This is a genomic window from Pseudarthrobacter cremeus, assembly GCF_051857465.1.
In the GTDB taxonomy this organism is placed as follows: domain Bacteria; phylum Actinomycetota; class Actinomycetes; order Actinomycetales; family Micrococcaceae; genus Arthrobacter.
The window spans coordinates 284,679-303,771 of sequence record NZ_JBPZHC010000001.1 but is presented as its reverse complement, the minus strand read 5'-3'; the positions used below and the strand labels follow the sequence as shown (position 1 = coordinate 303,771).

At 63.9% G+C, this 19,093-nt stretch carries 19 protein-coding genes; 10 read left to right on the top strand and 9 right to left on the bottom strand.

Translation table 11 applies throughout. From position 1 onward, the window contains the following. Positions 1-21: 21 nt before the first annotated feature. Complete coding sequence (locus tag ACS5PJ_RS01320) at positions 22-1,449, bottom strand: DUF5129 domain-containing protein (RefSeq protein ID WP_439433549.1); 1,428 nt, start codon at positions 1,447-1,449, stop codon at positions 22-24. Positions 1,450-1,466: 17 nt separating this feature from the next. Continuing rightward, positions 1,467-1,937 carry a GyrI-like domain-containing protein gene (locus ACS5PJ_RS01315; RefSeq protein ID WP_439433128.1) on the bottom strand — a complete coding sequence of 157 codons (471 nt, stop codon included), beginning with the start codon at positions 1,935-1,937 and terminating at the stop codon, positions 1,467-1,469. A 263-nt stretch (positions 1,938-2,200) separates the two neighbouring features. Here ACS5PJ_RS01315 and ACS5PJ_RS01310 point away from each other — a divergent pair, with 263 nt between their 5' ends. Together ACS5PJ_RS01310 and ACS5PJ_RS01305 are read left to right on the top strand one after the other, a co-directional pair. Continuing rightward, entirely contained in the window at positions 2,201-3,058 is an 858-nt protein-coding gene (locus tag ACS5PJ_RS01310; protein WP_439433127.1) for a S1 family peptidase, read from the top strand. A gap of 375 nt (positions 3,059-3,433) precedes the next feature. After that, on the top strand, positions 3,434-3,784 hold the full coding sequence (locus ACS5PJ_RS01305) for a hypothetical protein (RefSeq protein ID WP_439433126.1): 351 nt from the start codon (positions 3,434-3,436) through the stop codon (positions 3,782-3,784). 22 nt (positions 3,785-3,806) lie between these two features. On the opposite strand, the gene ACS5PJ_RS01300 is transcribed toward ACS5PJ_RS01305, so the two are convergent. From ACS5PJ_RS01300 to ACS5PJ_RS01285, 4 genes are all read right to left on the bottom strand, one after another. Then, positions 3,807-4,814, bottom strand: a complete 1,008-nt coding sequence (locus tag ACS5PJ_RS01300) for a site-specific integrase (RefSeq protein WP_439433125.1) — start codon at positions 4,812-4,814, stop codon at positions 3,807-3,809. A 499-nt stretch (positions 4,815-5,313) separates the two neighbouring features. Next, positions 5,314-5,652 carry a helix-turn-helix domain-containing protein gene (locus ACS5PJ_RS01295; RefSeq protein WP_439433124.1) on the bottom strand — a complete coding sequence of 113 codons (339 nt, stop codon included), beginning with the start codon at positions 5,650-5,652 and terminating at the stop codon, positions 5,314-5,316. Beyond that, on the bottom strand, positions 5,646-6,752 hold the full coding sequence (locus ACS5PJ_RS01290; protein ID WP_439433123.1) for a tyrosine-type recombinase/integrase: 1,107 nt from the start codon (positions 6,750-6,752) through the stop codon (positions 5,646-5,648). Before ACS5PJ_RS01290 ends, ACS5PJ_RS01295 begins: the two co-directional genes overlap by 7 nt. A gap of 338 nt (positions 6,753-7,090) precedes the next feature. After that, on the bottom strand, positions 7,091-8,407 hold the full coding sequence (locus ACS5PJ_RS01285) for a hypothetical protein (protein ID WP_439433122.1): 1,317 nt from the start codon (positions 8,405-8,407) through the stop codon (positions 7,091-7,093). A gap of 408 nt (positions 8,408-8,815) precedes the next feature. On the opposite strand from ACS5PJ_RS01285, the gene ACS5PJ_RS01280 reads away from it, so the two are divergent. Genes ACS5PJ_RS01280 through ACS5PJ_RS01270 form a run of 3 tightly spaced genes read left to right on the top strand, consistent with a single transcriptional unit; the run spans position 8,816 to position 11,868 of the window. Continuing rightward, positions 8,816-9,997, top strand: coding sequence for a type III polyketide synthase (locus tag ACS5PJ_RS01280; RefSeq protein ID WP_439433121.1), 1,182 nt, complete (start codon positions 8,816-8,818; stop codon positions 9,995-9,997). A 13-nt stretch (positions 9,998-10,010) separates the two neighbouring features. Beyond that, positions 10,011-10,718, top strand: coding sequence for a class I SAM-dependent methyltransferase (locus ACS5PJ_RS01275; RefSeq protein WP_439433120.1), 708 nt, complete (start codon positions 10,011-10,013; stop codon positions 10,716-10,718). After that, positions 10,711-11,868 (top strand): FAD-dependent oxidoreductase, encoded by a 1,158-nt coding sequence (locus ACS5PJ_RS01270; protein ID WP_439433119.1) that lies wholly within the window; start codon positions 10,711-10,713, stop codon positions 11,866-11,868. The genes ACS5PJ_RS01275 and ACS5PJ_RS01270 overlap by 8 nt, the downstream gene beginning before the upstream one ends. Before the next feature lie 19 nt (positions 11,869-11,887). On the opposite strand, the gene ACS5PJ_RS01265 is transcribed toward ACS5PJ_RS01270, so the two are convergent. Beyond that, entirely contained in the window at positions 11,888-12,307 is a 420-nt protein-coding gene (locus ACS5PJ_RS01265) for a nuclear transport factor 2 family protein (protein WP_439433118.1), read from the bottom strand. A gap of 59 nt (positions 12,308-12,366) precedes the next feature. Here ACS5PJ_RS01265 and ACS5PJ_RS01260 point away from each other — a divergent pair, with 59 nt between their 5' ends. Beyond that, the gene (locus tag ACS5PJ_RS01260) at positions 12,367-13,023 is read left to right on the top strand and encodes a peptide deformylase (RefSeq protein ID WP_439433117.1); all 657 of its coding nucleotides are present in this window, start codon (positions 12,367-12,369) and stop codon (positions 13,021-13,023) included. Positions 13,024-13,036: 13 nt separating this feature from the next. On the opposite strand, the gene ACS5PJ_RS01255 is transcribed toward ACS5PJ_RS01260, so the two are convergent. Continuing rightward, positions 13,037-15,067: a S9 family peptidase gene (locus tag ACS5PJ_RS01255; protein ID WP_439433116.1), complete on the bottom strand. Its 2,031-nt coding sequence runs from the start codon at positions 15,065-15,067 to the stop codon at positions 13,037-13,039. A 41-nt stretch (positions 15,068-15,108) separates the two neighbouring features. Here ACS5PJ_RS01255 and ACS5PJ_RS01250 point away from each other — a divergent pair, with 41 nt between their 5' ends. The 4 genes from ACS5PJ_RS01250 to ACS5PJ_RS01235 all read left to right on the top strand — a co-directional run bounded on the left by ACS5PJ_RS01250 (position 15,109) and on the right by ACS5PJ_RS01235 (position 18,143). Then, positions 15,109-15,993, top strand: a complete 885-nt coding sequence (locus tag ACS5PJ_RS01250; RefSeq protein ID WP_439433115.1) for a methyltransferase domain-containing protein — start codon at positions 15,109-15,111, stop codon at positions 15,991-15,993. A 112-nt stretch (positions 15,994-16,105) separates the two neighbouring features. Beyond that, positions 16,106-16,570: an NfeD family protein gene (locus ACS5PJ_RS01245; protein WP_439433114.1), complete on the top strand. Its 465-nt coding sequence runs from the start codon at positions 16,106-16,108 to the stop codon at positions 16,568-16,570. A gap of 35 nt (positions 16,571-16,605) precedes the next feature. Continuing rightward, entirely contained in the window at positions 16,606-17,553 is a 948-nt protein-coding gene (locus ACS5PJ_RS01240) for an SPFH domain-containing protein (RefSeq protein WP_439433113.1), read from the top strand. Positions 17,554-17,795: 242 nt separating this feature from the next. After that, positions 17,796-18,143 carry an RNA polymerase-binding protein RbpA gene (locus ACS5PJ_RS01235; RefSeq protein ID WP_003802221.1) on the top strand — a complete coding sequence of 116 codons (348 nt, stop codon included), beginning with the start codon at positions 17,796-17,798 and terminating at the stop codon, positions 18,141-18,143. A gap of 143 nt (positions 18,144-18,286) precedes the next feature. On the opposite strand, the gene ACS5PJ_RS01230 is transcribed toward ACS5PJ_RS01235, so the two are convergent. Beyond that, a complete protein-coding gene (locus tag ACS5PJ_RS01230) occupies positions 18,287-19,030 on the bottom strand; it encodes a polyprenol monophosphomannose synthase (protein WP_439433112.1) in 744 nt (247 codons plus the stop codon). Positions 19,031-19,093: the final 63 nt, after the last annotated feature.

Sequence of the window (19,093 nt, the reverse complement as noted above, 5' to 3'; positions counted from 1 at the left end):
ACCTGTAGGGCCAAAGGTCACCTAGAAACTGGAGGAGCTGCCGGAACCGGAGAAGCTCCCGCCGCTGCTGCCGTAGCCAGTGGTGCCACCCCCGCCGCGGGCAGTGTTGACGCTTCCGACGCCGGTGTTGAACCCTGAATTGAAGACGGGCACGGAGAAGAAGTAGTAGGACGGGTAGACCGTTCCGAGGATGCTGGGCTCGTAGTTCCGCCGCCGGCCGTGGTCCAGGCCCTCCTGCGCACTCTCCATGTCCCTGCGCATGAGTTTGGCTTCCCGCTCGGTTTTGGCAAAGCCCTCGATGACCGTCTCGGCGTGGTTCTTCAGGAGTGTGGACAGATGGGTACGGGCGTCGCGCAGGCGGTCCAGGGCCGTCTCGGGGGTGATCGTTCCGTCGGCGAGCTGGGCTGTCAAATGCTCTGTGTCGCGAACGCTCTGGTCCCGGAAGGACCGCAGCGCAGCGGCGGTGGCTGAGTCTCCTTGCCCGTTGCGTTTGCTGAGCAGCTGTTCAAGCCCCGAGAGGTCGCTGCGGAAGGGTGCCAGTTGCCGGTCCCATGCCATCGGCCAGGTGCTGCCCCGGTTAAGGAGGGCGTTGCTGTCGGCAATGACGTCGTCCAGCGCATCGAGTTCAGCTGCCGCATCGGCATACTCACGCGCAGTTTTGAGGCTGGACCTTCTGCTCATGGTTCGCGGCGTGAGCGCATGTACCCGGTTGGAGAGCTCCGTGGCGGCGTTGTACCGGTTGAGGAATGTACGGTGTTTCTCCAGGACGCTGCTGCCATAGCGGGAATCGTCCGGAATCGTGCTTGCGTTCAGTTCCGTGACGTCCAGGTCCATGCTGACGCTGGCGTAGCTCCTGTCACCCCGTTGGATCTCTTTTCGGGTGCCGGCCCGTGTCACAGCCCGGACAATGAGCCACGCACCCGCGCCCAGCGCGGCTGCCGCGCCCGTCACCCACGCTGTGATCGTGAAGGCGGCCGACCGGTACCAGGGCTGGTTGATCAGTTCGGCACCCCGCCGGACCCCGGCGATGGTTCCATCAGTCCACTGGGCATCCCGCAGGAGGTCTTTGGTGGCGTTCTGAATATCATCGCGTTGGCCCAGTGAAACTTTGCGGTCTTCGCCCATGTAGGTGCCCACGTGCCGGCCCACGGGGTCAAGGGCGAAGATGTAGAGTCCATCGGCCCACTTTTGACCGTCCGCGCTGATCCATTCGGGATGCTCGGCCCGGGCGAACCTGAGGACCTCTTCATTGAGGTTGTCGGCGGCGCTGCCGTTGTAGGTATACACGGCCACTTTGGTGGGGGAGTAGAACTCGATCGCGCTGATGGAAGGGACCAGCGTATTGCGGTCAAGGACTCCCGCGCGGTCCTCCACAACGACGTCCACCGGGGTGACTGCAAAGGCTGCAGAGGCGCCGCCGGCAAGCATGGCGAACATCAGGAGCAGCATCCTGACGGTCTTGAGCATCAGGCCACCGGCCACACGACCCGGGTCTGCCATTTCTGCGGATCCGGCTCGTCCGGGGGACCGTTCAGATAGTATTCCCACATTGTTTCCGAAGGGGTCTTACCGGCCGCTTTCATGTGCTCCTGGAGGGCCGTGTAAGAGTCCTCGAGTGTGTCATAGGGGCCGGTGTGCACCGTCTCGTATGCCTCGGTTGCGGGGAGGCTGCTGCCCACCACTGTCCCGCTCTCCGCGATGGTGCCGATGACCGGAAAGCCGGCTTCGACGTCGACCGTTTCCGTGGGTGTCCCGCGGTAGAGGGCGAAGGGCGGACCGGCCATTTGGACGCTTTGCTTCTGGGCCTCCGCTGCTACCGCTGCGTACGCGCGGCCGAAAAAGTCAGGCAGGGCAGCCATGGCGACTTTCTCGCGGACAACGGCGGTTGGCTGCTCGGTGCACTGGATCATCCTGGGTTCCGGGCTCCTGGCATTCATAGAGACAGCATCGGCTGTGGAAGCGGGTTTTGACAGGGCCAAAGGTCATTGCATCGCCGGCGCGGCACTTGACCAACCGGGCGGCGGCGAAGTGCGGGGGAGCGGCCTTGGGCTCCTGACCTCGGAAAATCTCCGCGAACGCCACCCTTGACGTGCCCCGGAAGGCGGGCGGATGATGAACACCCCGGCCAACGTGGTGCCAGGCATGGACCAGCCACCTAGCGCAGCGAGTTGGCGTGTCCCACCACAATGGAAAGGCCAGGATGATGTTTCGCACACTCAGGAGGTTGGCGCTTGTCGTCACTGCGGCGCTGACTCTTACCGTTACCGGCGCGTTGCCGGCGACGGCGATCACCGGCGGCGAGCCGGACGGCAACCGTCACCCCAACGTTGGCATGATCGCCTTTTACGATGCGGCCGATCACTTGCGGTACCGCTGTTCCGCCACCCTGATCTCGCCCACCGTCCTGATTACGGCGGCGCACTGCACCGAGGGAACGGCCGGAGTCACCCTTGTGACCTTCGAATCGGTTATTGCGGAGGAGCCGCCGTCGCCGCTGCCCGTTGCCGCGGATCCCGGCAGCGGATACACCGCGGAAGAACTGGAGGCGGCCGGATATCTGTGGGGAACGCCCATCACGCATCCGGAGTACTCAGGATTTACTGACCTGGCCAACTGGAATGATGTGGGAATCGTCAGGCTCGGCGAGCCGGTCACTGGCATTACCCCCGCGACGCCCGCGCCGCTCGGATACCTTGACCAGTATGAGTCGCCCGTTCTCAACGGCACCATCTTTGAGCTCGTCGGTTACGGTACGGAGGTGCGCAAGCCCGAGGCAGGACCGCAGAAGCCACAGCCGATGTCCTACCCGCTGATCCGCCGCTACACCACATCGCCGGGCCAGAAGCTCACACCCCAGATCCTGCAACTGCAGGGCAACCCCAACGACAACCGGGGAGGCGGCGGAACGTGCTTCGGAGACTCGGGCGGCCCGGTCTTCCTCAACGGCTACCTCGTGGCCGTGACCAGCTACGGCTATACGTCGAACTGCCGTTACCTTGGCGGATACCAGCGCGTGGACATCCCCGTTGTGCAGGACTGGCTGATTCCGTACCTCTAACCGCCAGGCTCGATACTGGCACAGCTGGGATTCGTCAGCGTCCGGCCACGCCTTGCTCGAGTGCTCGAAGAGCTCCGGGAAGTGCGTAGACGCTGTTGACGAAACCCAGCTGTATGTTGAGGCCGGGCCGGACCGTCCCTTGCTCAGGGCCCCAGACTTTGGTCCTTTGCGTCGTATCCAGCCGGTCGTCTGGGCCGCCATCGGCAGTATTTCAGCGTTACTGGCATCCCTGCGGATTAGAGATTGTCGTATTCTGCTGGTCATGCTCTGGCATCACAACGCCCTGACTGTCTGTAAGGTCGTGGGACGTCTGGTTGCAGTTTTCGCGCAACCACGGTCGGCCAGTAGAGAACAAGCAGAAGGCAGCCAGCCATTATGTCTGATTTGAAGCCTCAAAGACGCGCGGCAGTGTTGAACCTGGTGGAGCTGCGCACGCCCCTTCCCGCGGCCCTAAAGGAACTTGCCACATATCCTTGGGACTCGGTTGTTGCTTATGTTGAACTCAACCGTGGACATTTGCTCCATGGAGTCAGCCAGTACCTCGCCGGAATACTCACTGGGAGCGAGTTGGTCTTGTGGGCGGAAACTGTTCAGGGCCGCGATGACATCGCGCTAAACGACGAAGACCGGGATTTACTTGCGCAGGCGCTCTTCGAGTTGTCCTCCCCAGAGTTATTCGGTTCTATTGATCAGATCTCGAGCGTGTGGCAGGCCAAGCTTAGATAACTGAGGCCCGATCCCTTGTCAGTCAGGGTCTGGTTCGGAGGTTGACGTAGCGGGACCAGGCGTCGCCGGCGTTGTCGGCGTGGAGGAATGCGATCTGGTGGCTATAGCCAAGGGCGTCGGCGACTAGTGGCGGTGGTGAGGCTAAGAGGTGTTCGTCCAAGGCAGTATTTCGTGCGCCGCGCAGGTCGATGCCCAGGCTGCGGAGCCTGTCCATAATGCCGTTTGGGTGAAGTGGCTGGCCAGCGCGGATCCCCGGGAAGAGCCACGGGCTTTGCGCGTCTGAGCCTGTTCTGAGATTCGGACGGCTTTTAAGGTGCTCTCGAAGCAAGTCGGCGAAGGGTTCGGGAATGGGCACTGGGTGCGCGCCGAAGGTGATCCGCATGTTGCCGGTGCTTTCATTGGTTTCGATAGCGTCGGTGCGGAGTTTGGCGACCCGAACGAGCGGTTGGGCGTATAGAAGCAGCAGGATGCCGGCGACTCTGTAGGGCAGGGACTCGCTCGTGCCGGTGAGCAGTTCCCTGAGCCAGGCCACGCGTTGGTCCTGAGTGATCGCGGGGCGGGTTTTGGCGGTGTAGTGGCCCATCTCCACCCGGTGGTTGGTGCCGGTGTTCTTGATGAAGACAATGAACGTGCGGATGGCTTTCCTGGTTGTCGGTCCGGTGGCGAGCCAGGTTTCGACGTCTTGCTGGTTGCAGTTCGCGGCAGTCCGCTGGTGGGTATCCCGGAGCCAGGCCAGGAATTTGATAGTTTCGGTGATCTCTTGTTTGGCGGAGTGCACCGGGGCTTGGGCGCTCTTCTCCGGTGTTGTCATGGACCGGATGCGACGGAGGTGATGCCAGGTGGCGAACTGCAGGACGGGCTTAGCAATTTCTTCAGCCAGGTCGCGGAGTTTGTCGTCAATCCAGGTCTCGAACCGGGCCAGATGCGGGTCCTGGTAGGGGAGTAGCCCGTGATGGATGAACAGGGCCCGCAGGTGATTGGCTGGTCGTTCCACCGACTCAGCTGCCGCGTCGAAGCCTTCGTGCGTCAAGGGAGTCTCTCCGCATGACAGAGAAACAAGAAGGGCTTGGACCTTGGGGGAGCGTTTCCAAGTGATGATGCTCTCAGGCCGGTCCGCCTTACAGAGGACATCAACGATCTTGCTCACTGTCTCTTGGGCGGCCCCGTGTGTGAGCAGCAGTTCATTGAGGTCATCCCGGAGAGCGCAGCGGGAGCAGATGCCACGCCGGTAGAACTCGCCTTCCGTGTTGCAGCGGCTGCAGTGGAAGTCATGGAGGATGTCGGCGCAGGGTGCGCAGCGGGGACCCCCGGCGGCCGAGGGCGGTCCGGGCAGCAACCGGTGCTGGCCGCAGTCGGGGCAGGTCCCGTGAGTGCGGGTGGCTGTAGTGAAACAGGGTCCGCAGATTCTTCCTTCAGGCCAGGTGGCTCGTGTCCTGCCGGCGGCCCGGCCGCAGCGTGCGCACGTCGCGGTCCCGGTGGTGCGGGGCCGGCCGCGGCTGGTGTTCCGCGGAGTCAGGCCTTGGGGTTGCTCAGTCGTCATCGTCGATGATGCGCGCCCGTCGTGGTCTGACGGTGCGGTTCAGGTCGACGACGTTGGGAGCGCTGGTGCCGGTTTTCCGGGCTCGAGCGTCGGCGGCTGTGACGGTGATGAGGTCCTCGGGGCCGCAGGAAAAGATGTCGCAGATCGCGGCGATGACCTGCAATGCGACGCGTTCCGGTTTCTGGTTGACGAGCCGGTAGACCTGTGGCCGTGAGAGGGTGATGCCGCGCTCAGCCAGAAGAGGGATGAGGTCGGTGGTGTTGTGAAGTCCCCGGGCTGCCATGAGCTCCGAAAGCCGCCATTTGTATTCGACTTCGCGCCTCACCATTGCCCCCGCAGCTGCACGCCCAGGACTTCGTCCATGGTGCGGTCCAGGGCCGCGCGGAGCGTGGCGTTGCGAAAGTCATCGCTGACAAACTGGTAGATCCCGGTGGTGGAGGCATGTTCGTGGCCCATCTGATGTTGCACGAATCTAGGATCCCATCCGTCCTCCAACAGGTGCGTCGCATAACTGCGGCGCAGCGAGTGCAGATCGAGACCCTCCAGCGGCAGGTCCAGCTCGTTCAGGTAGCGCCGGAGCCGACGCAGCAGGGTCGATTCACAGATCAGGCCGCCGCGTTCACTGGGGAAAAGATCCAGGGTATCGAGAGTTCCCCGGCCGTTGGCGAGCCAGTCCTCGATGATGCCGGCGCTCCAGTCGAATACGGTCAGGACGCTGCGAGGTTTGTAGGGGGAACCCTTGCGTGACTTGCCGAACCGGACCTTGCAAACACCTGCTTTTCCGAACCTGCGCGCCTGAGGGTTGGTTGCGAAATCGACGGTTTGCAGGTGACGCAGCTCGTTGAACCTCAGCCCGTACGAGTAGGTGATTTTCAGCATGACGGCATCCCGGTAGGCTGCCTTCCAGCCCTTCTTGCCTGACGCCGCGATGAGCTCGACCTGGTCGTCCGCATGATCGAACAGCATCTGCAACTCGGCCTTGGCAAAGGGCCTCTTCGACGACTGTCCTTCGTACTCCTGGGTGTGGGTTGCCGTGTTCCAGTCGAAGAAGACCTGGGACGGGTGCGTGCCGAAACGCTGCTCACAGACCCTGTCCCAGCCGTAATCGGGGTTCGAGACGTAGGACGAGAAACGGCGGAGCATTGACTGGTAGCCGCGGACGGTGGAGTGCTTTAGCTGACGGATCGAGCGGAGGTCACCGAAGTACTCCTCTACATGCTCCGGCGCCCAGTTCCACGGAAACTCGTTCACATGGTTCACGAACCTGCGGACACTGGCGATTCCCTTGTCGATCGTGTCGAACTGCAGATTCCGGGAGAGCTGCTGGTTGCGCCAGCCGGTGAACATGTCCTCGAGCGTCTGCTCCTCGGGATGCAGCAACGAAACGGCATTCAACTGCAGCACGCGCCCGGACCCGTCAACTGCCACAGTTCGCTCCCAAAGTCGCCCTCAAACCACATTCAATAACTGAATCAATGATTCATTAAATGCATCATCAGCGCAAAACCGCAGGTCAAACGCCCTTCAGGGACGCTCAAGCGCCGACGCTTTGGTCCGCATGGAGCGGCTTGCGTGACTGCACATCAGCCGAGCACCGCCTACAAATCCGCGGAATCCGAGGCCCAGGAGCCGAGCCAAGCAACCATAGGGGATCGGGGTGGATTGATTCATCTGATGCAATACGCAGAGTACTACTTTACATAATGTAGATTATCGGCGTTATTGCGGGGGGCGGTAGAAGGGGCCGTCCAGCCAGTCGGGGCGGTTCAGAGCGGCCGGTCGGAGTACCAGTAGCGCTTGGTGACCGTGTTCGTTGCCATCACCACGATCCCGGTCGAGCGGTTGACGGCCTGCTTTGTAGTGGTGACGTCATTAACGTGGTCCGAGGCGCCGTCCTGGATCACCGGTGTTCCGCGGCCAGCGCCGAACACCGGGCTGTCCATTGAAGCTGTTTTCTCGTAGATGCTGCCCGTTGCACCGATGTAGGCGCAGCCGCTCGCGGACGGGGCCGTGAAGAATGCATGGACCTTGTTATTCTGCGTGTCCAGAAGAATCTGGGGGCGCGTGACGCAGTCGCCGACGGTAGCAATGGTGGATTTGGTGAATGAGCCGGTACCGGGCTTGAAAACGAGCAACAACAGCTGCGGCAGCGACTTATCCGAGGACGTGGTGTCCAGGCTGGTCTTGGCTGCTGCGTACACCCTCCCGGACGGGTCCGCGAGAAGCGCCTTGAGGTTCAGGTGGTCATCAGCCTGCCCTTTGCCCTGAATGGCCGGCTGCACGGTCCACGACGAAGTAGCCGTTGGCGGTGTGCCGTCGGTTCGGGTTGCCCACCACATGCTTCCCGTACGTTGGTCGCTCCACATCACGCCGATCTTGTTCTTTGCGTAGGAAACTACAGCAGAAATGTCGTCGGGCGCAGGCCGGGGGTTGGACACCGGCAGGACAAAGGGTGCCAGCCACTTCGCGCCGCCGGGTTGGGACGCATTCACGTACACCGTATTCGTGAATCCGGACGTTGAGTTTCCGGAAACCTGCGTCCAGGTGGCCCAGATGGCACCGGTCGAGTCCCTGTCGATGGTCATCGATTCGCTGCTGTTATTGGTGATGGTGCTCGGGAAGCCGGGGTCGAGACTGTATTTGCCGGCGGCGTAGCTGTAGCGGTACAGTTTGGCCGGCTGGCCGGAAATCGAGGCTCTGGTCGTTCCGTCGCTGCTTATGGTCACCACGTGGGAAGCGATGTAAAGGTGGGAGCCATCCCAGAGCGTATCGGCGAGCGTGTTGGCCCGGCTGTCGTTCAGCACGCCCGTGTCGACCCATTTGTGCGTGCTGCGGTCCAAGCGAAAGATGTGCCATCCACTTCCTGTGGTCCACATGTCCGCCCACCAGGAACCGTTGTTGAACCAAAGCTTGCTCTGGGGTTTATCCGAGGTTGGCGGGTTGGCTACACCTGAATAGGCGATGCTCTGGTAGCCGTATGTGGTGGCCGCCTGAGCGGCCGGAGCCGCGGCAACCGCCAGGCCCGTAACCGCAAGGCAGAAGGCGAGGATCGGGCCCAGGAATCGCGTGGTCTGTGCTTTCATGACGGCTCTCCATAACGCTGAGAAGTAACCGGCGGCTGAGACCATGCTGCCAATGTGCGCGTAGGACGAGCCTAGGCTTCAGCAACAACTGCGGCAAGGTATTCTGCTCCATGAGGGGGCAAGGCTTAGGGGTTAGGGGCTCGCATATTCCCGTTGGGGGCCTGTCAGGTCTGCGGTCCGCTCTTCTGCCGGCTTCGTCCTGATCCATACCGTTAGTGACCCCCTGTTTTCGGAAGCAAGGAAATTCCAGAGTCACCAACCAGTGGCAACCCCTCCCGCATCAACACGTCTCGCTGCCAGTTGCCAAGTTGAGTGGAAGCAGCGCGCCCGGGACTGGCCGGGTGGTTGTCAAAGCAGGATTGGGCTGCGGCCATTGTCTATTCCGCGGTGCTCGCCAAGAATGAACCAATGACGGTCTATCTGCGTTCCCTCGAAACCGCTGTTCCGCCGACTGTACTTGTCCAGACCGAGGCCCGGGATGTGTTCGCGCTCCAGCCCGGCCTGTCCCGGCTTGGCTCAAGGCTGGTCAGCACTTGCTTTGACTCGGCTGCCATTGACACCCGCCACACGGCGGTTGAGGAAATGACCATGGCGTTCCGCTCGGACGATCCCCGGTTCTTTGATCCGGCCACAGGCCTCCTGCTGAACCCCACCACCCAGGTGCGCAACAAAATCTTCGCCGAAGAAGCGACCAAGCTCTTCATCGAGGCCGCCCAGGCTGCCTTGGACGCCTGCCCGGAGCTGACGCCACTTGACATAACTCACGTGGTCACGGTTTCGTGCACGGGTTTCTTCAACCCCGGTCCTGACTATAAGATCGTCCGCGCGTTGGGACTGGACCCGGCCGTCCAGCGGTATCACCTCGGATTCATGGGCTGTTATGCCGCGTTCCCGGCGCTGCGGGCCGCCAAGTCGTTCTGCGAGGCCGATCCGCAGGCCGTTGTCCTGGTGGTGTGCGCCGAGCTGTGTTCCCTCCACGTGCGGACCTCGAACGACCCGGACACCATCATGGGATCTGCGCTGTTCGCAGATGGTGCAGCGGCCGCCATCGTGACCGCCCGGGACGTCCCCGAAGCACCCGCCCTCATGCGGCTGGATCATTTCGAAACGGTCCTGACGCCGGTGGGCGAGGAATCCATGGCCTGGAACATCGGGGACCACGGCTTCGAAATGGTGCTGGGCAATTATGTCCCGCACATCATCGACGACCACATCATCGGCGCACTCCAACCGCTTCTGGACCGGGACCCGTCGCTGCGCGGTCTCCCCTACCGCGACATCCGCCACTGGGCCATTCATCCAGGTGGCCGGAGCATCCTGGATAAGGTCCAGTCCCGCCTCGAGCTGACGGACCAACAGCTCGTTCCGGCGCGGGATACGCTGCGGGACTACGGCAACATGAGCAGCGCCACCGTGCTGTTTGTCCTCCGTCACATCCTGGAACAGCCCGCCGGGGACGGCGACGAAAGAATCTGCTCCATGGCTTTCGGCCCCGGACTCACGGTGGAGACCGGCCTCTTTACCAAGCTCCGGCAGGCGAGCGGCGCTCCCCAGGTCCTGGGAACGGCAGCCGCAGCGTCCCTGGCCTGATCCCTTGCTTCTGATGCGGCAACGCGCGGCGGACGCCGTCGAAATGATGGACCGGCCAGACTGCGATCCCGTGAAGCTCGAACGGACGTACCGTCAGTTCGGCATGGTGAACCGGCTCTTTTCCGGCTGGCGCCTGCTCTATGTCCGGGAACTGCGCCCGCTCATGTCGCCGGACCACGTCACCACTATCCTGGACATCGGGTGCGGCGGAGGGGACGTCGCCCGGCTGCTCGCCAACTGGTCCGCGCGGGACAACCTGAAGGTGCAGATCACGGGGGTCGATCCTGATGCGAGGGCCTGCGCGCATGCGTCCCGCGCGGCGGCCAAGCCGTCAGTGCGGTTCCGGCAGGCCGCCAGCGCCGACCTCGTGCGCGAAGGTGGCCGGTACGACGTCGTGATCTCGAACCACGTCCTTCACCACCTGCAGCCGGCCGAACTGGCGCAGGTCCTGGCAGACTCGCAAAAACTGGCACAACGGCTTTCCCTGCACAACGACCTTCGCCGCAGCGGGGCAGCCTACGGCCTGTTCGCCCTCGCAGCCCTGCCATTCCGCGGCTCCTTCATCCGGGCGGACGGCCTGCTCTCCATCCGTCGCAGCTACACGCCGGCAGAACTCCGCGCTGCCGCTCCCCCGGGCTGGCGCGTCGGGCTCCACCCGCCTTTCCACCAGGTGCTCAAGCATCACCCGGAACATCGGTCGCGGACCGCTGCCGATGATTGACGTGCTGATCGTCGGCGGCGGTCCGGTGGGTCTGTACCTGGGTGCACTGCTCCTTCAGGAAGGAGTGGGCGTGAGGATCCTGGAGCAACGAAGCGGACGCGACCGGCATTCGCGGGCCATCGGCATCCACCCGCCCGCCCTCGCCGCGCTTGAGAAGGTGGGCGTGGCAGAGGCCATGGTGGATTCCGGCGTGCAGATCCGCGGCGGCGTCGCCAAGAGCGGCGGAAAGACGGTCGGGTCGATGTCCTTCGCCCACGTTTCGGACCGCTTCCCGTTTGTCCTCTCGCTCCCCCAGTTCGCCACAGAAAGCCTGCTGGAACAGCGGGTGAACGGCTTGGACAGCTCGGCGCTGGTCAGGGGCACCCGGGTCACGGACATAGCGGACGACGGCGGCCAGGTCACCGTGGCGCTTGGCAGCAGCACGTCGAGCGGCGCGGGCAGTGAACGTCCCGCCGGTCAACTGTCTGCGGCGCTCTTGGTCGCCGCTGACGGCTCCCGGTCCCTGATGCGACGGCTGCTGGGAATCGAAGCCAGCTCCCGAAGTTACCCCGACCACTACGTCATGGGTGATTTCGCAGCTGACGGCGACCACCACCACGAGGCCGTGCTGTATCTCGAGGCCGGCGGAATCGTCGAATCGTTTCCACTTCCGGGCGGCGTCCGGCGCTGGGTGGCCAGAGTGGACAGTCCTTCCCTGGACGTGGACGCCGGGGAGCTGGCCCGGTTAGTGCACCGCCGCACCGGAACCGGGCCTGATCCGGCCACCAACACGATGCTCAGCGCCTTCAGCCCGCACTCTACTCTGGCCTGCAGGCCCGTGGCGGGACGGGCGGTTCTGATCGGTGATGCGGCCCATGAAATCAGCCCCATCGGGGGCCAGGGAATGAATCTCGGCTGGCTCGATGCAGCCGCGCTGGCGCCGGTAATTTGCATGGCGCTGGCAGGGAAGCCTGTGGGGCGCCGGCTCGAGGACTATGCCGCTTCCCGCAGCAAAGCCGCCAGTCTTGCACGGTGGCAGTCAGAGCTGAACATGACGCTCGGACGCCCCTTGCCACAGCCCTTCCTGTCAGTCCGGAACCGCGTCCTCGGGGCAATTGCCGGCTTTCCCGCGGCCAACAGGCTGGTTGCCCGGCGGTTCACGATGCAGTGAGTCCGGGCACCGTGCCAGGTCAGGAATCCCTGAAGTAACAGTCGTAACTGTCCTGGCTGATGATCAGGCCCTCACGGACTTCGAAGACCGATGACGTCCTGGCGCGGATTCTCTCCCCGGCATCCCAATACCGCAGGTCCATCAGAACCGTGGCGGACCAGTCCGCCTCGACAACCACCCGCCCGCCTTCGCACGTGATCCGCCGGATCTCGAACTTCTGGGCGGCCACCACCTGGCCGCTTTGATCCGCCCCGGCAAGCACTTGGTCAAGGTTCCGGGTGGAACCTTCCGGAGCGAGCAGATGCGGCGCCTCAAGCAGGACGAAGTCTTCGGCCAGGAAGCGCCGGATCGCCGCGCCTCCCCCTCCGGCTTCGAGCGTGCGGACAAATTCCAGGACGTGTTCCCGTGGTGTGGGGTCTGCCGCCATCAGTTCAGCCATGGCTCCGACACTATCGGACCGGCAGCTCCGCCGCTGCGCTTCCCGGTTAGGATTTCACCATGACCCCCGCATCACCGCCCACGCCGTTCAGCCCTGCGCAGCTCCGGGAATGCGTGCAGGAGTTGCTTTCAGCAGAGTCATTGCCGGCCATCGTCCAGGCCGGGCACCCTGTGCTCCGCCAGGAGGCTGCACCCTTCGATGGCCAGATCAGCCCCGGGGAGCTCGAGCAGCTGATCACCCTGATGCGCCGCGTCATGCACGAAGCCCCCGGCGTGGGCCTTGCCGCACCGCAGCTCGGGATCCCGCTTCAACTGGCGGTCCTGGAGGACCGGTTCGACGTCGACCCGGAGGCGGCCGCAGTACGCCACCGCACCCCGCTGGACTTTCTGGCCATCATCAACCCGCGGTACAGCCCCGTCGGAGGGGAGACCGCCGCCTTCTTTGAAGGATGCCTCTCACTCCGGGGCCTGCAGGCGGTGGTGGTCCGCCATGAACGTGTGCTGCTGCAGTACCAAACACCCGAGGGGCCGGGCGCGGAGCGCGAATTCGAAGGCTGGCAGGCCCGGATCGTCCAGCATGAGACTGACCACCTGCACGGGGTACTCTACGTGGACCTCGCCGAACTCCGTTCGTTGAGCGGGAACGCCGAGTACGCTGCCAACTGGGCCGAGCCAGGGATCGGAAAGGCCCGCGCAGCCCTGGGTTTTCTTCCCTGAAGCCCGGTGGCGGTCAGCCCCCTCCTTCTCCTGCCGGATTCTGAGCCGTCGGGAGGAACTTTGCCCACCAGCGCAGGATGTGTTCAAAGCGCTGGCGGCGGTGCTGCGGTCTCCCCGAACGGGAGAGCTCGTGGTCCTCACCGGGAAAGACCAGCAGTGCGGTTTCCACGCCTTGACGTTTCAGGGCCGTGTAGTAGCGCTGGCCCTGTTCCAACGGGCACCGAAGATCGTTTTCACTGTGAATCACCAGGGTTGGGGTCTGCACTTGCTCCACGTGGTGGAACGGGCTTTGGGCTGCCACATCCGCCGCTGTTCCGCCGAGGTATTCCCGGCCGAAGTACCAGCCAATATCGGCGGAGCCTTCGAAACTGACCGGATCCAGGAATGCACGTTCGACGATGGCGGCGGCGAACCGGTGATGATGGGCAGTCGTCCACGCCGTGAGATACCCGCCGTAGGAGCCGCCCATGATTCCTGCCCGGCCAGAGTCAAGCGCCGGGAATTTCGCGAGGACGCCGTCCAGGAACGCGATGGCGTCCTGCATGTCGACGGTGCCGAACCGGCCCTTGATGGCCAGGCCATGTTCCCGGCCGTAACCTGCCGAGCCGCGGGGATTGCACATGAGCACGGCGTACCCGGCGGCCGCGTAGACCTGGGCTTCGTCGAACAGCGCAACGGTGAACTGTGCAAACGGACCACCATGGATGTTCAGTAGCACCGGATGGGGACCCTTGCCGGGAGGCCGGACCAGCCATCCATGGACCGGATAGCCATCCGGTCCATGGATGGTGAGTTCCTGCGGCACCGCGAGGTCAGCCTGGTTCCGCAGCGCAGCGGAAAAGTCGGTCAAAAGCCGCAACTGCCCGTCGTCGAGTACGGCAAGATCCCCGTTCGTGGAGGGGCCGCTGAACGCGGCGAACAGCGAGCCGCCGGCCCAGGCGGCGCCGGTCACCACCTGGTCCCCATGCACCAGGAGGGCATTCCCGCCGGTGGCTCCGAGTTCGAGGAGTTCCACTGTTCCCTGCGCATTGTTGAGCACCAGAGCGCGGTCAGGGCCCCTGAGTTCTATCCGCCCACCCGGGGCTGAGACGTCCATGACTTCAGGGTCGCTCAGTGCTTCGGCCTGGCCTCCGGCGGCCGGGAGGCAGTACAGCACGGCGTTGCGGGCCACGAAATCCCGCCCGGATCCGCCAAGGTCCCGGGCAATGTAGAACAGCCATTTGCCGTCCCGCGACGGCCGTACCGAGAGAACTGCTCGGGCCGGACTGCCCGGTGGCTCCACAGCCAGGGGCTCGCCACCCGTGGCCGGGACCCTGCAGAGGCGGGTGGCAAGGTCACCGTCGTTCCCGGGCTGTTCTTCGACGAAGTAGACCCAGGCCCCGTCAGCACTGAAAACGCCGCCGCTTTGATCGGCAGCAAACGGGGTCAAGAACCGTGCGGCTGGCACCGCCGCGCCCCGATGCTCGGTGTCCTGCGTTCCCTGGCTGCTCCGGGGCGGGATCTGCGGCTCCCCTCCCAGTTCGGGGACGTCCGCCACGAACAGCCTTCGCGGCCGGTCACGGGTGTACCCCACACCATTGAGCCGGTACTGGTAGGTGGAAATGAACCGCGGCTCCTCCGCCTCCGGTGTGACTCCCTCACTGCTGCCGTACCGTCCCGCTTCCGGCTCACGTGAACTGAAGACTATCCGGTGGGAATCAGGTGACCAGGCGAAGTCCTCCACACCCAAGAGCCTGTCGGTGATGACCTGGGGTTCGCCGCCGGCCGCCTCCACGACCCAGAGCTGCGCCTTCGACGACGGGCCTTCGGTGCGAAGAAACGCGAGGACCAGCCCGTCTGGAGAGAATGCCGGGTCAGTATCCCGGAAGCCCCTCGTGATCCGGCGGGGCAGCTGCTCCTGGTCCAGCGGCACGTTCCACAACTGGCCCACATACGCGTCAGCATCGAAATCCGGCCTGGTTACTGACACGACGGCCCGGGTGCCGTCGGGATGAACCGCCGGGGCGGAGACTGAATTCAGCAGCGGGAGGTGTTCTGGCTTCACCCACGTGAGCCTAACGTGCCCCGCCCCCTAAGATGGTGCCCATGCCTTCGTCCCGTCCCATGCCGCTGCGCTGTCCCGTCTGCCGGGTGCCGCTGCAGGCTGTGGACAACCCAGGCGCGCCGCTCTCGGCCCTGGTGTGCGGGTCGGGGCACAGCTTCGATGCTGCCAAGCAGGGGTATTACAACCTGTTGGTCGGCAAGGGGACGGTTTTTGAGGCTGACAGCGCCCCGATGGTGGCCGCCCGTTTCAATTTTCTCGAGTCCGGGCATTACCGTCCCCTGGCGGAGGCCGTCGCGGCCGCCGTCGCACCTTTGGTACCTCAGCGGGGCGAATTTACCATTCTCGACTCCGGGACAGGGACGGGCCAGTACCTCCGGGTATTGCTCGATGAGGTCAGCCGGCGGGGAGCCAGCTGCACTGCCGTCGCGCTTGACATCTCCAAGTTCGCCTTGAGACGCGCCTCCCGGCTCAACCCGGAGGCCATCTGCCTCGCCTGCGATGTGTGGCAGCCATTACCCATAGCGGACGCCGCCGTCGACGTCGTTACGGTCATCTTTGCGCCCCGCAACGGGGCGGAATTCGCCCGTGTCCTCCGCCCCGGCGGCAGGCTGGTCGTGGTGACGCCGCGTGCCGGGCACCTGGCGGCGGTGGCCGAGCGGACCGGGATGCTGGGCATCGAGGAAGACAAGGACGCCAGGCTGGCTGAGTCCCTGTCCGGCCACTTCGTCGCTGAGTCGGCCCGGGACCTTGATATAGGGATGATGCTGACGCCCGGGGAGGTGGCCGATCTGGCTTTCATGGGTCCTGCCGGGCACCACCTTGACCGAGCGGCCCTGGTTTCCAGCCTCGGTACGGGAGACGAGGTGACAGCGGTGGACGCAAGGTTCAGGATCACCGTCTTCCGGCCCGCGACGGCGGCAACGTAACGACTTGGCGACGTTCCCTTGTGCTCCTCCCGTGCCCCTGCGGCCCCGCTGTCCGCGGGCTAGGATAAAGAGACAGTTACCGAAAGGGTCGGCCGCGGTCGAAGGGGACGGAATGTTTGAATGGCTAGGCGAAAACTGGTGGGCCCTGTGGCTCACCGCTTTCCTCGCTTTCGCTGTGATCGAGATGATCACCCTGGACCTTTTCTTCATCATGCTCGGCGGCGGCACGCTCGCCGCAATCGTCGCTGATTTTGCCGGCGCTGACCTGTGGCTGCAGATTGTCATCTTCTGCGTGGTGTCCCTGCTGATGATCGCTTTCGTCCGCCCGGTAGCCCTCAGCCACCTGAAAAAGGGACCCACCGAGCAGCGCACCAACGTGGACCGCCTCATTGGCGAGCAGGCCCTGGTGATGGAAGCAGTCAGCTCCACCGGCGGCCTCGTCAAGATCGGCGGAGACGTGTGGAGCGCCCGGTCCGCAGGGGCCGTCCTGCCTGCTGGCCAGAAGGCAGTGGTGTCCGCCATCGACGGCGCCACCGCTGTGGTGGCCGCCCCGCCGGAGCCGGCAAACCCGTCCTGATACAGCTTCACTGACAACTGGGGAAAAGGAGATGTATGGATAACGCAGGAGGAGCCGCCCTCGCCATTGTGCTGGTGGTCCTGATCGTGTTCGTAATCATAGTGTTGGTCCGCTCGGTGCGGATCATCCCGCAGGCCAGGGCCGGCGTCGTTGAAAGGCTCGGCAAGTACCAGCGGACGCTCAACCCTGGGCTCACCATCCTGATCCCGTTCGTGGACAGGCTCCTGCCGCTTCTTGACCTCAGGGAACAGGTTGTTTCCTTCCCGCCGCAGCCGGTCATCACCGAAGACAACCTCGTGGTGTCCATCGACACAGTGGTTTACTTCCAGGTCACCGATCCGCGGGCGGCCACCTACGAAATCGCCAACTACATCCAGGCAGTGGAACAGCTCACCACCACTACGCTGCGCAACGTCGTCGGCGGCCTGAACCTGGAGGAAGCGCTGACCTCCCGTGACCAGATAAACGGTCAGCTGCGCGGCGTTCTGGACGAGGCCACCGGCCGCTGGGGTATCCGGGTTTCGCGCGTCGAGCTCAAAGCCATCGATCCGCCCCACTCCATCCAGGACTCGATGGAGAAGCAGATGCGGGCTGAACGCGACCGCCGCGCCGCGATCCTCACCGCGGAGGGCACCAAGCAGTCCGCCATTCTGACGGCTGAAGGCCAGCGGCAGGCCTCGATCCTGGCGGCAGAGGGTGACGCCAAGGCGGCCATCCTCCGTGCAGACGGTGAGGCCCAGGCCATCCAAAAGGTCTTTGACGCGATCCACAAGGGCAATCCGGACCAGAAGCTGTTGGCCTACCAGTACCTGCAGACCCTGCCCAAGCTGGCTGAAGGCTCCTCGAACAAGTTGTGGATCATCCCCAGCGAAGTCGGCGAAGCCCTTAAAGGCATTGGCAATGCTCTGGGCGGCACCAACCCTGATCCGCGAGCCGGCGGGGGCCTTTTCGATGAGGAACCTGCGAAGGAACCACGCTCCTGATACCGTTCGTGATTCCGCTTGGCTCCTGGAACCGCTTTGTTCCTGAGAGAGGGCGGCATTGTGCCGCAACGGGCGGTGTATAATTGGATATTTGTCCGGTCGGACCAGATCCACTGGAACAAGAATGCTGCGCAATGCGTTGAAACTTATGATGCAGGACAGTTAACACCGAAGTCCGGAGCGGTCTTGCCGCGCCGGCTTGCGTGGAGCCTTGCTCCGCGAACCGACCAGAGGGAGAAAACATGAGCGATCGCAGCCTGCGGGGTATGCGCCTTGGCGCGCAGAGCATGGAGACCGAGTCCGGCGTTGAGCCGGCCCCGCGTCAGCGTGTCGAATACCGGTGCGAGGACGGCGAGCAGGTTTTTGTCACCTTCTCCTCAGAGGCAGAGATTCCTCCTGTATGGGTTTCCAAGACCGGCAAGGAAGCCCTGCTTGTGGACGGGGAACGCCCCGACACCAGCAACGAAAAGGCTGTACGCACCCACTGGGACATGCTCCTGGAGCGGCGTTCCCTCCCGGAGCTGGAACAGATCCTTGAAGACCGGCTGACCATCCTGCGCGAACGTCGCGGCGAACGGCGCAGTGCCTGACCGGACCCGCTGGCGCAGCCTCGCTGATTGAGGCGGCCTGAACGAACGGCAAAGGCCGGCCCGGCAACGTGATCACGTTGCCGGGCCGGCCTTTTTCCTAAGTGGACCGGCGCCGTTAGGCAGGGCCTCGGTCCGTCCGGGGGTTAACCCTGGCCGGGAGCCCGCTTCCCCGTAAGTTTGTTCCAACGTGCCAGCAGGCCCCACTTGGTCACGTTGATCATTGCTTCTACTACGATGTTCCCGCTCATCTTCGATGCCCCCAGCTCACGCTCGACGAACGTGATGGGGCGCTCCTCTATCCGGAGCCCCATCTTGGCAACCCGCCACGCCAGGTCCACCTGGAATCCATAGCCGACAGAATCGACCTGATCCAGGTTGAGCTTCTCCAGGGTGGTCCGCCGGAAGGCGCGGTAGCCGCCGGTGACGTCTTTGATCTTCAAGCCCAGCATGAGCCGCGCGTAGGTGCTTCCAACCCGAGAAATTGCCTGCCGGTACAGCGGCCAGTTGACCACACTGCCTCCAGGAACCCAGCGTGAGCCCATGGCAAGGTCTGCGCCCTGCTCCACGGCTTCGAGCAGTTGGGGAAGCTGCTCCGGCTGGTGTGAGCCGTCGGCGTCCATTTCGACCAGCACGTCATAGCCGGCATCCAGTCCCCACTTGAAGCCGGCGATGTATGCGGCTCCCAGGCCTTCCTTGCCCTTGCGGTGAAGAACGTGGACCTGCTGGTCCGTTGCGGCGAAGCTGTCAGCCAGCTGTCCGGTGCCATCTGGGCTGTTGTCGTCCACCACCAGCACGTCCGAGGCAGGGACGGCCGCCCTGAGGCGTTGCAGGGTTTTCGGCAGCGATTCCAACTCGTTGTAGGTCGGAATGATGGTGAGGACGCGCACAAAGGGCCTTCCTGGACGGGAGCGGTCGGAGCGACTGATCAGCAGCTGGGCAGCTGGACGGCA

Bases quoted from the DNA above. Each gene is read 5' to 3' on its own strand.
- ACS5PJ_RS01320 (WP_439433549.1), bottom strand. From the start codon at position 1,449: ATGCTGCTCCTGATGTTCGCCATGCTTGCCGGCGGCGCCTCTGCAGCC.
- ACS5PJ_RS01315 (WP_439433128.1), bottom strand. From the start codon at position 1,937: ATGAATGCCAGGAGCCCGGAACCCAGGATGATCCAGTGCACCGAGCAG.
- ACS5PJ_RS01310 (WP_439433127.1), top strand. From the start codon at position 2,201: ATGATGTTTCGCACACTCAGGAGGTTGGCGCTTGTCGTCACTGCGGCG.
- ACS5PJ_RS01305 (WP_439433126.1), top strand. From the start codon at position 3,434: ATGTCTGATTTGAAGCCTCAAAGACGCGCGGCAGTGTTGAACCTGGTG.
- ACS5PJ_RS01295 (WP_439433124.1), bottom strand. From the start codon at position 5,652: ATGGTGAGGCGCGAAGTCGAATACAAATGGCGGCTTTCGGAGCTCATG.
- ACS5PJ_RS01285 (WP_439433122.1), bottom strand. From the start codon at position 8,407: ATGAAAGCACAGACCACGCGATTCCTGGGCCCGATCCTCGCCTTCTGC.
- ACS5PJ_RS01280 (WP_439433121.1), top strand. From the start codon at position 8,816: ATGACGGTCTATCTGCGTTCCCTCGAAACCGCTGTTCCGCCGACTGTA.
- ACS5PJ_RS01275 (WP_439433120.1), top strand. From the start codon at position 10,011: ATGCGGCAACGCGCGGCGGACGCCGTCGAAATGATGGACCGGCCAGAC.
- ACS5PJ_RS01270 (WP_439433119.1), top strand. From the start codon at position 10,711: ATGATTGACGTGCTGATCGTCGGCGGCGGTCCGGTGGGTCTGTACCTG.
- ACS5PJ_RS01265 (WP_439433118.1), bottom strand. From the start codon at position 12,307: ATGGCTGAACTGATGGCGGCAGACCCCACACCACGGGAACACGTCCTG.
- ACS5PJ_RS01260 (WP_439433117.1), top strand. From the start codon at position 12,367: ATGACCCCCGCATCACCGCCCACGCCGTTCAGCCCTGCGCAGCTCCGG.
- ACS5PJ_RS01250 (WP_439433115.1), top strand. From the start codon at position 15,109: ATGCCTTCGTCCCGTCCCATGCCGCTGCGCTGTCCCGTCTGCCGGGTG.
- ACS5PJ_RS01245 (WP_439433114.1), top strand. From the start codon at position 16,106: ATGTTTGAATGGCTAGGCGAAAACTGGTGGGCCCTGTGGCTCACCGCT.
- ACS5PJ_RS01240 (WP_439433113.1), top strand. From the start codon at position 16,606: ATGGATAACGCAGGAGGAGCCGCCCTCGCCATTGTGCTGGTGGTCCTG.
- ACS5PJ_RS01235 (WP_003802221.1), top strand. From the start codon at position 17,796: ATGAGCGATCGCAGCCTGCGGGGTATGCGCCTTGGCGCGCAGAGCATG.